General features: G+C 49.6%; 14 protein-coding genes. 3 read left to right on the top strand and 11 right to left on the bottom strand.

Going from position 1 to position 13840, the window contains the following annotated elements:
* Positions 1–176: 176 nt before the first annotated feature.
* Positions 177–2732 carry a zinc-dependent metalloprotease gene (locus LLH06_RS14745; protein WP_228170061.1) on the bottom strand — a complete coding sequence of 852 codons (2556 nt, stop codon included), beginning with the start codon at positions 2730–2732 and terminating at the stop codon, positions 177–179.
* A 135-nt stretch (positions 2733–2867) separates the two neighbouring features.
* Here LLH06_RS14745 and LLH06_RS14740 point away from each other — a divergent pair, with 135 nt between their 5' ends.
* Together LLH06_RS14740 and LLH06_RS14735 are read left to right on the top strand one after the other, a co-directional pair.
* Entirely contained in the window at positions 2868–4160 is a 1293-nt protein-coding gene (locus LLH06_RS14740) for a DUF2851 family protein (protein ID WP_228170060.1), read from the top strand.
* Complete coding sequence (locus tag LLH06_RS14735; RefSeq protein ID WP_228170059.1) at positions 4157–4378, top strand: PspC domain-containing protein; 222 nt, start codon at positions 4157–4159, stop codon at positions 4376–4378. The genes LLH06_RS14740 and LLH06_RS14735 overlap by 4 nt, the downstream gene beginning before the upstream one ends.
* Positions 4379–4387: 9 nt before the next feature.
* Here the strand turns inward: LLH06_RS14735 and LLH06_RS14730 are convergent, their stop codons facing one another.
* The 9 genes from LLH06_RS14730 to LLH06_RS14690 all read right to left on the bottom strand — a co-directional run bounded on the left by LLH06_RS14730 (position 4388) and on the right by LLH06_RS14690 (position 11485).
* Positions 4388–4753, bottom strand: coding sequence for a PleD family two-component system response regulator (locus tag LLH06_RS14730; RefSeq protein WP_228170058.1), 366 nt, complete (start codon positions 4751–4753; stop codon positions 4388–4390).
* Positions 4754–4879: 126 nt separating this feature from the next.
* Positions 4880–5023, bottom strand: a complete 144-nt coding sequence (locus LLH06_RS14725) for a hypothetical protein (RefSeq protein ID WP_228170057.1) — start codon at positions 5021–5023, stop codon at positions 4880–4882.
* 168 nt (positions 5024–5191) lie between these two features.
* The gene (locus LLH06_RS14720) at positions 5192–5557 is read right to left on the bottom strand and encodes a response regulator (RefSeq protein WP_228170056.1); all 366 of its coding nucleotides are present in this window, start codon (positions 5555–5557) and stop codon (positions 5192–5194) included.
* Positions 5558–5758: 201 nt separating this feature from the next.
* Entirely contained in the window at positions 5759–6454 is a 696-nt protein-coding gene (locus tag LLH06_RS14715) for a DUF1345 domain-containing protein (RefSeq protein WP_228170055.1), read from the bottom strand.
* A gap of 38 nt (positions 6455–6492) precedes the next feature.
* A complete protein-coding gene (locus LLH06_RS14710; protein ID WP_228170054.1) occupies positions 6493–6696 on the bottom strand; it encodes a YwbE family protein in 204 nt (67 codons plus the stop codon).
* A gap of 44 nt (positions 6697–6740) precedes the next feature.
* Positions 6741–8075 (bottom strand): argininosuccinate lyase, encoded by a 1335-nt coding sequence (gene argH / locus LLH06_RS14705; protein WP_228170053.1) that lies wholly within the window; start codon positions 8073–8075, stop codon positions 6741–6743.
* A gap of 70 nt (positions 8076–8145) precedes the next feature.
* Positions 8146–9441, bottom strand: a complete 1296-nt coding sequence (locus tag LLH06_RS14700; RefSeq protein WP_228170052.1) for an MFS transporter — start codon at positions 9439–9441, stop codon at positions 8146–8148.
* A gap of 80 nt (positions 9442–9521) precedes the next feature.
* Positions 9522–10646: a GAF domain-containing protein gene (locus LLH06_RS14695; RefSeq protein WP_228170051.1), complete on the bottom strand. Its 1125-nt coding sequence runs from the start codon at positions 10644–10646 to the stop codon at positions 9522–9524.
* 149 nt (positions 10647–10795) lie between these two features.
* Positions 10796–11485: a DUF2490 domain-containing protein gene (locus LLH06_RS14690; protein ID WP_228170050.1), complete on the bottom strand. Its 690-nt coding sequence runs from the start codon at positions 11483–11485 to the stop codon at positions 10796–10798.
* 78 nt (positions 11486–11563) lie between these two features.
* Between LLH06_RS14690 and LLH06_RS14685 the strand changes: the two genes are divergently transcribed.
* Positions 11564–12424, top strand: a complete 861-nt coding sequence (locus tag LLH06_RS14685; protein WP_228170049.1) for an NAD(P)-dependent oxidoreductase — start codon at positions 11564–11566, stop codon at positions 12422–12424.
* A 92-nt stretch (positions 12425–12516) separates the two neighbouring features.
* On the opposite strand, the gene LLH06_RS14680 is transcribed toward LLH06_RS14685, so the two are convergent.
* Entirely contained in the window at positions 12517–13743 is a 1227-nt protein-coding gene (locus tag LLH06_RS14680; RefSeq protein ID WP_228170048.1) for an alkaline phosphatase family protein, read from the bottom strand.
* Positions 13744–13840 lie beyond the last annotated feature (97 nt).

Raw genomic sequence — 13840 nt, 5'->3', positions numbered from 1 at the left:
TCCAACCCATCATGCCGGCATTTCGGCATCTCACGGATAGAGTTAACCAGCAGGTGGGTGATCGGTCTGCTTCGCATGAGGGGTGCCGAAATTCTTCGACATGACCGGGATGTTCACCTAAAACAAAAAAGCCGCCCAATTACAGGGCGGCTTTGTGCTTGTCAGATCGTGCTTGCTTATTTTTTAGTATCCAGCGCTTCGGCAATGCGATCGCTCAGATCTTGTAAGTGATAGCTGCTCATAGAGTCAGTAACGTTCGAGTTCTTGATCAGCGCGGCTATCGAGCGTAGTTGTGCTTTGGCTACCGATATAGCATCCGTTTGCTCTAATTCACGTTGAACGGCACCGCCACGGCCACCAAACACTACTTGGGTTGCAGCGGCGTTGGCAGGGGCGGGCTTCACCATAGCGATCAGCTTATCAACATAAAGCTTTTGCAGGTTGCGGCGGTATACATCAATGGCCTGGTTGCTTTTCACCTCACGGAAGATGTTGCCTTGCATATCGTTCATCAGGTCGGTCACCTTGTAGGCCTTAGCACCTTCGCTGGCCTCAAAGGCGATAAGCTTATTAAAGGTACGTGCACTCACCAAACGCGATAATACGGCATCCTGGCGGGTGTAAACCACTTGCAATGGGTTAGCGCCGATGTTGCTTAACACGGTACGGTCCAGCATCCAGGTAGGGGTGGTAAATAGTTGCTTATCCAGGAAAGCCATGGCCTCGCGCTGGGTGGCGGCCGGTGTGTATTCATAAACCGGGCCGGCTTGATCGCTGGTCTTAGGGTTCTCATATATACCGCCAATGTTCTTGCTTACATGGCCCATGTAACGGCCAAATTGAGTGGTCAGCTGGTTGTACATGTTCTCCAGGTCATCGTAACCTTCGGCGGTCTCTTTGGTCCACTCAGGTAATTTTACCACGATGCGTTGCAGGTTCTTGATGCCGTATGTGCTGGCCACCATGGCATTGTCGCTCAGATCTTCGTTTTGCGAGTGAGGGTCATCAGGGTTGGTCTCGGTGCCGAACCACAAGCGGCGGTTCTTGGCACTTTCGATGGTCATCTTATTTAACGTCTCTTTCTCGGCATCAGGTCCTTTGTCGCCCAGGTATTTGTAACCCCATTCAATGGCCCATTTATCATAGTCGCCGATACGTGGGTACAAGCCTTTAGCGGTAATGTTATCCTCAGGTTGAGCCACATAGTTAAAGCGCGCGTAGTCCATGATGGATGGGGTGTGACCATTGGCCTCGACCCATGCCTTGTCGCGAAGTTTTTCGACAGGTACGGTAGAGCTTGAACCGTAGTTGTGGCGCAGACCAAGAGTGTGGCCCACCTCGTGCGATGATACGAAACGGATCAGATCGCCCATCAATTTATCATCAAAGGTCATTTTGCGGGACCGAGGGTCAACTGCCGCAGTTTGGATCATATACCAATCATGTACCAGTTTCATTACGTTGTGGTACCAGTTGATATGTGTCTCCAATATCTCGCCGCTGCGAGGGTCAGAGATGTGCGGACCACTGGCATTTTCCGTTTCAGATGGTTTGTAAACGATCACCGAGTGGCTGGCATCATCCAAACTCCAGGTACTATCCTGCTTGGCGGTAGGGGCCACCTTAGCCACTATGGCGTTCTTAAAGCCAGCCTTTTCAAACGCCTTTTGCCAATCGTTAACACCGGCGATCAGGTACGGGATCCATTTTTGAGGAGTGGTAGGGTCGATGTAGTAAACGATCTGCTTTTTTGGCTCTACCAGGTCGCCGCGTTTGTACTTGGCCATATCCTCGGGTTTTGGTTCCAGGCGCCAGCGTGCGATCAGCTGTACATCCTTTACGCCCTGAGGGTTCAGGTCAAAGTCGGTATAGTTGCTGGTGAAGTAGCCTACACGCGGATCAAAATAACGACCCTTCATCGGCACTTTAGGTAACATCAGCAACGAGGTGTTCAGTTCCACGGTCACCGAGCCATTGGCCGCGCTGGCACCGCCTGCGGTAGGTACCGGTGCAGTCGTACGACCGAAAGGCGATGCTGCTGCCAGTAGACCATACGTCTTCACGGTGCTGATCTCCACATTGTTCGAAAAGCTGCGAACATTCTCTATATAGCTGCGGTCGGCGATCTGTGTGCCCAGCCTGATGCGCTGTTTCAACTGCGGAGAGCTGAAGAAGAAGATCTCGTTATCGCTGTTGATGTAATCGGTCATGTCGATCACCGAACCTTTCGAATCAGGTGAGTAAGCGGCGATGTTGAACGCCGCGGCAATAGCCTGTATGTTGGAGCGCTGCACTGAACGGTACATGGCTTTGGTGCTATCAGGGCTGTACACGCGGTATGATACCTTGCGCAAAAAGATGCGGTTGCTTGGCCCTTTCTCAAAACGGATCACGGTGCTGCCGATCTGGTCGCCGGCATAGCCGTCCGCTGCGCGTACCTCGGCACCAGCGCGTGATATACGCGCCACTACCAATATATCACGGTTAAGGATACTGTCGCCGATCTCAAAGTAATATTTGTCGTCGATCTTGTGGGTCTTGAAAAGTCCTTTGCGGGTCACCGCCTTTTCGGTAATCACACTTTTGTAAGGCTTGGGTTGCGCACGTTGCTGAGCGGCACCGGCAAAGCCACCGGGTATAGCCGTGCGGCGTGCAGTACTGTCGGGACGGGTTTGCGCAATACTGCCCGCAGCCACGGCCGTAAATGCCAGGGTGAGTAATAGTTTGTTCATTAATTAAGTTAGCTATGTGAACTTTAAAGATATGCCGATCGCCTGACAAGCTGAAGCTATAGCGTCTTTGTTACAGAACTTAATTTGGAGTTGACCGTGCACGCGATGGCTTGACAGATATTTGTATATTGTGGCGTGTTACTCACCGAAGACCTGTTGCATTACGTATGGAAATTCAAGCTGTTCGACCGGACAGATCTGCGCACCACCGCGGGCGAACCGATCGAGATCCTGAACGCGGGTATCCATAACTTCAATTCAGGTCCTGATTTTCAAAATGCCCGGTTGAAGATAGGCGATACGGTTTGGGCGGGTAATGTGGAGATCCATACCTCGCCGGGCGACTGGCTGAAACATGGACATGATACCGATGATGCCTACAATAACGTGATCCTGCATGTGGTGCATCAGGGAGATCACCCTATCGTAACAGCAGCGGGCCGGGTATTACCTGCCTTGGAACTGCAGGGCCGTATACCTGAAGATCTGTATCTGCGCTACCATCAACTTATTTATGGGTTGAAGAGGACCATTCCCTGCGAAAGCGCTATCGGCACAGTAAGCGAGATGACCCTGCATAACTGGCTTACCCGCATGACGATAGAACGCTTGCAGGACAAGGCCGCAGCAGTGATCCGTACGCTTGAGGTGAACAGAGGCAACTGGGAGGAGACCTTCTACCAGCATCTTGCCGCTAACTTTGGCTTTAAGATCAATGCACTGCCGTTCGAGTTGTTGGCCCGGTCGTTACCGCAAACCATATTGGCCAAGCACAAGAACAATGGTTTGCAGGTAGAAGCCCTGATCTTTGGCCAGGCGGGTATGCTGACCGATGACCTAACGGAAGAGTATCCGGTACGATTACGCACGGAGTATGCTTTCCTCCAAAAGAAATATAGCCTGCGACCGATCGAGCAGCACTTATGGAAGTTCATGCGCTTGCGCCCGTCCAATTTCCCGACCATCAGGCTGGCACAGTTCGCGGCACTTACCGTGGCATCCAGTCATTTGTTCTCTAAAGTGTTAGAGACCAGCAGTGTTGCCGAATTGCGCAAACTTTTTAGTAATATTGTTGTAAATGATTATTGGAAAGATCATTACAGGTTCGGGAAGGAAAGCAAACCATCTTCAAAGAACCTGGGCGGTTCATCTGTTGATCTTTTGTTGCTGAATACCGTTGCTGTATGTTTGTTCGCTTACGGTGATCATTTGAAGCTTGAAAAGTATGTTGACCAGGCTTTGAAGCTGCTTGAGAATCTGCCGCTCGAGCACAACAACATCGTGAACGACTTTAAGGCAATGGGAGTTAAAGCTAACAATGCATTTGCATCGCAGGCGCTGATCCAGTTAAAGAACAAGTACTGCGATCATAAAAAGTGTTTGAATTGTGGGATCGGGAATCAGATATTAAATACCAACAGATCATGATACAGCGGATATTGACCTTTTTTGAGCGCTACTCCTTTGGAGTATGCACTTATCTCGGCGAGCGCTTCAACGTTTCCATTGCCAAGATACGCCTGTTCTTTATCTACTCGTCGTTCCTGGCGGTAGGTTTCCCTTTGGCTTTCTATTTTTTTGCCGGCATAGTGCTTGATGTGCGCAACTACATCAAACGTATGCACGCCCGGGTAATGGATTGGTGATCTTGCCATTTAGCTGGCCATTGCTAAACCCAGATCATCTAACATCACATCAAGGTCGCCTCTCCTGGTCAGGTTATGACCTTTTTTCCTGATGCAATAGGTGATGTTTTCCTCGCCTTGCTCCACCGCGATCATAACCACCGGTATATCACGTGTCTGGTTCATGGTGCTCAATGCCCGTGATACCACTGCACTATCCATAGATGACAGTTCTGCATCCAGCAAAATAATGTCGGGCTCGCACCGTGTGATCTCTGTGAATACTTTATATGAGCGGTGCAGCGGACATACCTCATACCCTCTGAAACCCAGCAGCAGTGATAAACGGTTCAGTTCTATCACGTCCTCTTCAATGATCATGATCTTCTTCTTCATCTCGGCAATTGGTTGGTAGAGTTATATATGCGCTTTAGTGCGTCAGCAAGTACTCTTTAAACTAAGAAAGAGTTCCTGCATTCTACAAAAACTCTTTCCGCTTACATAGGGTAGATGATATATTGATCAGGCAGCTTGTTTAACTACCTGTTGTATGCTCTGTTTTTTAACCTGAGCGGTACGGTATGCTTGCAGATCTTGCTGCAACATTTTCTTCAATTCTATATCGATGGTCTTTAACAGTAATTCGGTGGTATTGGTTGCTTTCATGGTAGTTCAGTTATTTAGTTGTTATAACTTATACCAATTGCGTGCCATTGTCTTAACTAAGTAAGAAAACGGCTCAGTAGCGCCTGTGAGTGGTGATAAATGTATCGTTTATGATACAAAGGATGTTGGACGTGTATCGAAAGTAAGGACGATCGGTGGGTGCGGAGGTCAGTTCTGCTTGGTCAGGTCGTTCACCTTGTTCACCAGTTCATCGAGGTCGAATGGTTTTGGGATCACTGCCTCACAGCCAAAAGCCGGGTAATCCACGTCGCGGTTAATGTAAGCTGAGAAGATGATCACGGGAATGTTGCTCAATTTTTCGTCGGCTTTAAGCTGTTTACATATATCGCCGCCGTTGCCGTCCTGCAACAGATAATCGAGTATCACCAGGTCGGGGTGATATTCATGAGCTACTTCTAAAATGTTCTGACTTGTTGAGGTGGTGTGTACCTCAAAGTTCTCGTACGAAAGCACTTCGTTCACCACTTCCAGGATATCCTGGTTATCATCCAGCACTAAAATGCGTTTCGACATCTTGATCAATTAGGTTCGTTGCCATAAAGCCGAGCTTTTTGGCGGTGTAAAGGTAGGTATACGCTTTGGTGTGCCGAAATTTTCGCGCTAACTTTATGTAACCGCAGTGTAACTTGTAATTACATAACTGTCATGAATGTATAGCCTGAGGCCTACCATCCAATTTTTGGCGATAATTTTATAACTGGTGCGATGTGTTTATCAATGCTTTGACAGCAACTCTGAGGTGATATTGATGCTCAGAGCCACGATAGCCGTATTGAACACGAACGCGATCAAACTGTGCATCCACACCAGCCTGCGCATACGTGGACTGGTGGTAGCCACATCAGACACCTGGAACGCTACGCCAAGATTGAACGAAAAATATACCAGGTCCATGTAGTCCGGTTCGCATTCTTCGGGAAAGCGCAAACCGCCGGCATTTACTTTCTTGCCGTTATCGTCGCGGGTGTCGTAAAAAACGTGGGCATAACGCAGCGTGAATGCCGTATGCACCAGCCACCACGAAGTGATCACCGAGCCAATGGTCATGCACACGTGAAAGGTGACCTGGGATGGGCTGGCGTTCTCAGGCGATCGCATTAAAAAGAATATCGATAGCAGGCTGATCAGCGTGCCGCCCACCACAAAAAGGAATATGAACGTCCGGCTGGAATCTTGGATCGAAGCATAATGCCTTACATCACGTGGGTGCGCGCTCAGTATCGTGATCCACTCTGGGATGATCAGCGATATGGCAAAGCATATCCAGGTCATTAAAATGGCTTCGGTACCAGGGAGCAGGCTCGAGAAGGTATAGCCTGCTATAACGCCCACCACAAGCGCCAGGATCAGGCGGTGATGTGCGTCGAAACGGAATGGTGCTTTACGGGTATTGTTCGGGGTAGCTGACATGGTGTATCTGGCATAAATATACTGAACCCCAAATTGTTTTAGTCTTCCTCGTCAACAATATGAGCAACGCGACCGATCTGCCCGTCCTCCAACCGCACTTTGATGCCACGTGAATGGTAAGCAGCACTGGTGAGCAGGTTCTTGACCACACCACGGGTCAGCGTACCGCTGCGCTGATCTTTCTTTAATATGATGTCTACCTCCAAACCGGGGTAAATATCTTTACGATTCTGTCCGTTCACTTCGGTTATTAGTTACTGGGTTATTGAGTTGTTCGAGAAAGGGATCAGCTTACTAATTGTTGAACGGCCTGTGCCGTCTTGCTGAAATTGAAGCTATCTACCAACTTGCTCATTGCCGCACCGATCTGCTCGTTCTGTAAGTTGCCAATGCTGCCCTCATGCGTGTGGTTAACGGTCTTGTCGGGGTTAAAGTTGCCTTGCTCAATGTCCATGCCTACTTGTTTGTATGCATCTCGGAAAGGTGTACCATTTAACACCATGTTGTTCACCACCTCCACGCTGAAGAGGTAGGCGTACTTGGGGTCTTCCAAAATGTTGGCTTTCACTTCAACGTTCTGCAACATAAAGTTGGCCATATGCAGGCAGCTCTTTAATTCCGCAAAAGCTGGGAAAAGCAATTCTTTAAGTAATTGCATCTCGCGGTGATAGCCCGACGGCAGGTTGGTGGTCATCATGGCTACATCGGTCGGTAGGGCCTGCAGGCGGTTGCACTTGCCACGCATGATCTCCCAAACATCGGGGTTCTTTTTATGCGGCATGATGCTGCTGCCGGTGGTGAGGCTATCCGGATAGCTCACGAACGAAAAGTTCTGGCTCAAGTACAGTGTTTGGTCCATAGCCATACGGCCAAGCGTGGCAGCCACCGAGCTCAAGGCCTGGGCAATGATGCGTTCGGTCTTACCGCGGCCCATTTGCGCGTACACTACGTTATAGTTCAGGCTTTCGAAGCCTAATAGTTGTGTGGTGAGGGTACGGTTCAACGGGAACGAAGAACCATAACCCGCTGCCGAACCCAGCGGATTCTTGTTGGTGATCTTGTAGGCGGCAAGCACTAATTCCAGGTCATCGACCAGGCTTTCGGCATACGCACCGAACCAAAGGCCGAATGATGACGGCATAGCCACCTGTAAATGGGTATAGCCGGGTAAAAGCACATCTTTATAACGATCGCTTAATTGAATAAGTTGGTCAAAAAGCTGTTTAACCTCTTCCACCACCACTTGCAATTCATGGCGGAAAAAGAGCTTAAGATCCACCAACACCTGATCATTACGTGAGCGGCCACTGTGGGTCTTTTTGCCGGCCTCGCCAATGCGGCGGGTAAGCAATAGTTCTATCTGCGAGTGTACATCCTCCACACCTTCCTCGATCTTGAAGTCGCCTGCCTGTATCTCCTGGTAGATCTTTTTCAACTCGGCTTGCACCAGTTCAAGGTCATCAGTGCTCATTAGCCCTATGCTTTGCAGCATTTGGGTATGGGCCAAAGATCCCAATACATCAAAAGCGGCCATTTGCTCATCAAATTCGCGGTCGCGACCTACGGTGAATTGCTCCACTAACTGATCAACATTGGTAGTTTTTTGCCACAGCTTGCTCATGCTGCAAAAGTGTGAAATTTTGAGAAGATGTGTGTAATTAAAATAAGGAGCGCGAACTCGGCTCATCGCCTCAGTCGTGCTCGATCTTTGAATGCTTGTGCGTATCCTTCATGAACAGGTAAATAAGCAACGATACCGCTATGCATACGGTAACGTACCAGTTGAACCATGCCGCATGTCCTGCTTTTTTGAACCACAGCGCAATGTACTCGGCAGTACCGCCGAACAGCGATACCGCTATAGCATAAGGGAAGCCAACGCCGAGGGCCCGCACCTCGGTCGGAAAAAGTTCGGCCTTCACCACCGCGTTGATCGAGGTGTAGCCGCTCACGATCACCAACGCGATCATGATCAGTAGCACGGCCATCCATTGGTCATGCGTGTTGGCCAGAATGGTCATCAATGGTACGGTGCAAAGCGAGCCAAGTACACCAAAACCTATCAACAGCGGCTTGCGGCCTATGCGGTCACTTATCGCGCCAAATAATGGTTGCAGCAGCATGAAGGCCAATAGGGTGATCGTAGATATAGTAGTTGCCCCGGCCTTAGTAAATCCGCAGGTGATCACCAAAAACTTTTGCATATAAGTGGTAAAGGTGTAAAAGGCCACAGTTCCACCCAGTGTAAGGCCGATCACAGTAGCCACCGCCCGCGGGTGCTGCATCAGCGCTTTCAAGGTGCCGCGTAAGGGTTCATGCTGAGCTTTCACTTCCACGGCCGATTCATGCAAACTGCGGCGCAGGTACATCACCGTGATCGCCAGTATGGCTCCAATGCCAAAAGGAATGCGCCATCCCCAGCTGTGTAATTGCTCATCGGTAAGGATGAAGCGTTGCAGGCATACCAATACGCCAAGAGCCAGCAGCTGGCCCATGATCAGGGTAACGTATTGAAAGCTGGAGTAAAAGCCACGGCTTTTGCGGGTGGCCATTTCGCTCAGGTATGTGGCGCTGGTGCCATATTCGCCGCCCACGCTGAGCCCTTGTATCACGCGGGCCAGCACCAGTAATAGTGGGGCAGCTATACCTATACGGTCATGCCCTGGAGTGAACGTGATGATCAGCGACCCTAAACTCATCAGTAATATGGAAACGGTGAGCGCCTTTTTGCGGCCGTGCTTATCGGCGTAGGCGCCCATTACCCAGCCACCTACCGGGCGCATCAAAAAACCAATGGCAAATATGCCTGCGGTATCCAGCAGTTGGGCGGTAGCATCTCCCTTGGGGAAGAAGGCAGCCGAGAAGTAAAGCGAGAAAGCCGAGTAAACGTACCAGTCGTACCATTCGACCAGGTTGCCCAATGACCCGCCAATGATCGATCTTACCCGGTCAATTACCGAGAGTTGTGTGATGTTATGCTGCGCCATGGGTGACCTGATATAAGCAAACATAGCAAATTAAGCTACATCTGCCACAGGTGAGGCGAATGAGCGCGAAGTTGGATCCTTTAGAAGGTCTCGGGCAGATCGGCGGGATGGTCGTGAAGTTCGGTATTGCGAACGATGTGATGGATCATGTCGTCAAGATCCATTACCACGCGCTCCATCATCCCTAATAATTCAGCGTTGCATCCGGTCTCTTCTAACTTGAGCAGGTTCATTAATCCTAATATGGATGCTACAGGTTTACGCAATTCGTGCGATTGCATGTGCGCTATCTTACGTAAGGCTTCGTTCTGTCGGAGGATCTTTTCTTCAGCAAGTTTACGTTCAGTAATATCAGTGCTGTTAAAGGACACGCCAAAAATATAGCCCGTGGCGTCATAGGTGGGGTTGTATGACAACTTTGCCCAGCGCGATTCGAGTCCCTGGATGTTGATACTCCGTTCGAACTGGATGCTTTCGCCTTGTAAGGCTTTTTGTACGTTGTCTACAAAATCGGTGCGGTAGTCGGGGTGGATGAAATCTGTTGCGGGTTCTCCGGGGGTGATGGATCGGCCGAAGATGCTTTTGGCTATATCGTTATAGGTCTTGTTAAAGGTGATGATCTCGAGGTTGCGGCCAACCAGTAGATGACTTGACTTTGAGCTCTCGAAAAATGACCTCAATTTATTTTCTGCGTTCTTGACCTCGGAATACTGTTCTCTCAGTACGCCCATACTCAGTTCGAACTCCACCATAGTTATGGCCTGGTGCGACAAGAGTTCAAGCATTCGGCGGCGGCGTGCTGATAATGGTTTTGCCTCCTGGCCAAGCACGTACAAGCTCCCGATGTTCTGCCCGTCATGAGTGATCAGTGGTACACCAGCATAAAACCTTACTTGCGGTTCTTGCTTTACCAATGGATGGTCATGGAGTTGCGGGTGTGCCGACAGATCCTCGATCACCAACACCTGGTCACGAGTGATCGGCATATCCCAAAAGGTCTGTTCTACATTAAGCGTGTCTGCTAAAAAGCCGTATTTGAAATGGTAACGCAGCTGACCTTCATGCCAGAACACCATAAACGCTGCCGAGGTCTGGCAGGCCTCTGAGGCTAAGGTCACTATATTCTGTAACTCGCTCTCCCGACTGACATCAAGGTCAAGGAACCTTTCCATCGAGCGTATCTTATATACATCGTTAAAGAGCATTTAGGTCGTGTGTCATTTGTTGATCGGCAATTGGTTCTACGTTAAATTTAGGTAAAGGTTGTGAGGGTTCTCAAAGTACGCTAAATTTTACTCACAAACAAAAGTTGTGAGAACGGGAGAGATAGACCTCGTAGGCGATGTATATCGCTTTAAAAGCTGGTGGTGATCATCAGTTGCAGTACATTGGTCTTTACATTCGCTTCATCAGTGCGCTGTAGCCAGTACATATACCCGATCTCGGTATCGATCTTCTTGCTCCAGCGGTAACCCAATGACACAAAGGCGCGGTTCTGGTCGAACGTGCTGTTGTTCACCTGCTTCTTTCCCTGTAGGTTCAAAAATATCTCGTCCTGAACACCGGCGTACATGCCTTTGGTAAAAGCACTGTCGGCAATGAGCGGTATCTGTGCGCTCAGAAAAGCGCGGCCGCGTTGAGCAAAGTGAATGGTCTGCTCGTCGAGCCAACGTTGTTCCAGGCGGGCCCTGAACATCATCTCGGTACGTCTGATCTTGAAGTTGAACAGGTATTGTTCAAATATGCGGTTCTCATAACTGCGGTCGTACACACCGTCCATTAACTCCTGATCATACTTGTAGGCATAACCTAACGCTGCCGAGTGTTTCTTATTAAAGTTGTAGCTAATGCCGGTGCGCAACAATACGGTGGTCAGGTAGTCATAACGGTCGGCGCTGCGAAGCTGTACATCGGTCAGCAGGTCAAAGTGCTGGTCGAGTTGCTGCTTATGATTAATGAAAAGCCAGCCCTGGTTCTGCACCGATTGGCCGAACGCACAGTAACTAACGGTCAGTAGCAGGAAGGCGAAAAGTGTGTGTCGCAAATCGGTGTTGTTCGTGTTGATGATTAAACTTATGTACCAGGTATTTGTTGACCTTTACTGAACATTAAACTACAACATATGCAGCTACCCAAAATAGGCTGGGCGGGTTTAGGTAATATGGGCACGCCCATGGTGAACAACCTGCTGAAGGCCAATTACCCGGTACAGGTGTACAACCGTACCCGTGATAAGGAACAAGACGTACTTAGCAACGGAGCAACCTCAGCGCCTGGATTACGCGAACTGGCTCAGGAGAACGAGATCATTTTTGTCATGGTGTCTGACGATGCCGCCGCTAAAGAGATCTTTACTTCGGGCGACGGACTTTTGTCGGGCGAGGTGCAAGGCAAACTATTTATCAATGTAAGCACCGTGGGTGCCGATACTTCACGGTCATTGGAAGCCGAATGCCAGAAACATGGAGCATCTTTTTTGGAGACCCCCGTATCAGGCAGCGTTAAACCGGCGCAGGATGGCACCCTTATCATGTTGGTAGGTGGCAGTGCCGATGATCTTGAACGTGCCAAACCACTGCTTGATGTGCTGGGAAAGATGTCGGTACACTTAGGCGAGGTGGGTAAGGCCGCAGTCGCGAAGCTATCTATCAACTATTTTTTGGCGGCCAACCTGCAGGCCCTGGCCGAAACGGTGGTATTTGCAACCGGCAATGGAGTAAAGGCCGAAGATATGCTGAATATCGTCAACGAAGGTGCGGTGGGCAGCGGCATTACCAAGCTGAAGACAACCAATATATTAAAAGAAGAGTTCCCGGCAGCGTTCGCCTTAAAGCACATCGTTAAGGATCTGCGCCTGGCGCGTGAGGAAGGGCTGGATCAGCCACTAAGCGCCCCTTTGTTCAACACTTATCAAGCTGCCATGAACGATGGATTGGGCGAGGAAGATCTGATGGCCGTTTACAAGCACCTCAAAAAAGGTTAACGAGCTAAATTAAAAACCGAAAAGGCGGAATGTGATCACATTCCGCCTTTTCGGTTATATCGAGGTCTAACAGCTCGATCTGCATGAAATTTCTACTTTAAGATCTTTTTGGCAATGGTACCCTTGCCGTCGACCGGTGTGCTTGATCTCAGGCCGAGGATGCGGGTCACGATGGGGTAGACCTCTACGTTCTTGAATGAAGGTATCACCATATGCTGTTTAATGGCCGGTCCCCATGCATAAAAGGAGGCATGCATGTCTTTCACGGCATCAGGGTCATATCCGTGTGCGCCGGGATTGATCTTATGACCTGATGAAGCGAAGACATAGTGCTGATCAGGGATCAATAGTATGTCGGCTATGCGGTCATAGCGGTCGGTGGCCTTGCTGTAGTGCCAGGCTAAAGGGGTGTTAGTGCGCAGGAAAACTCGGTAATTGGTCGCGCTTTTCTTCAAGGCCTCGTAGGTGGCGGGTACGGCAGTAGTGTCTTTGGCGTAAATGTGGGCGATCTCGCCTTCACTCAATATCTTGAACTTAGCGGTATCAAGGGCCGGGATAGGGAGTGCTTTATCGGTGTACACCTCGGTCATGCCATGATCGGCCACTATTACAAAGCTTACCGGTAATTTGGTGGCCTTAACAGCTTTGTTCAACTCATTCACTGCCGAATCAATAAATAGTACCGACCGTTTGGCCTGTTCGGAGCCTGGGCCAAAGTTGTGGCCTGCATGATCTACTTCAGGGAAGTAAAAGGTGATCAGGTGTGGCCGTGCCGCAGCAGGCAATTTCAACCAGTTCACCACCGCTTGTATGCGGCTATGGATGGGTATCTTTTCGTTGTACTTGTAATAGTAAGTCGGCAACATGCCGTTGATCGGCGCTTCTGATCCTACCCAATAGAAACTGGCGGTAAGCATCTTTTGCTGTTCGGCCAGTACCCAAAGCGGGTTGCCGCCGTACCATTTGCCATCGAGCACGGTCTTACCTTTGGTGGTATAGCTCTCTTTGAATTTGCGGTCATAGAACTTGTTACCCACAATGCCATGGTGTGAGGGGTACAAACCGGTCACCAGCGTGTAGTGGTTAGGAAAAGTTACCGACGGGTAGGAGGGAACCATCGATTCGGCCCGCACGCCGGTCGCTGCCAGGTCGAGCAGGTGCTTAGCACCATACTTTTTGGCGTAATCCCACCGCATACCATCTACAGATATGAGGATCACATAAGGCTTTTTTTGCTGTTCGGGGCTATTGACCCTGCCACTCACGATCTGTTGAGTGGTATCAGGAGCCTGCGCAAAGGCCAAGCTCGAATAAAGCAAGCTTGTTATAACGAGTAAGCGTTGGATCATAAGCATATTAACGCACAAAGATAATCAGTGCGCATTTAGCAGCTATGTAAGGGGAAGTAAATTTTGA

It is taken from the genome of Mucilaginibacter daejeonensis (assembly GCF_020783335.1).
Lineage (GTDB): Bacteria > Bacteroidota > Bacteroidia > Sphingobacteriales > Sphingobacteriaceae > Mucilaginibacter > Mucilaginibacter daejeonensis.
This window is presented reverse-complemented; position numbering and strand designations above follow the sequence as displayed.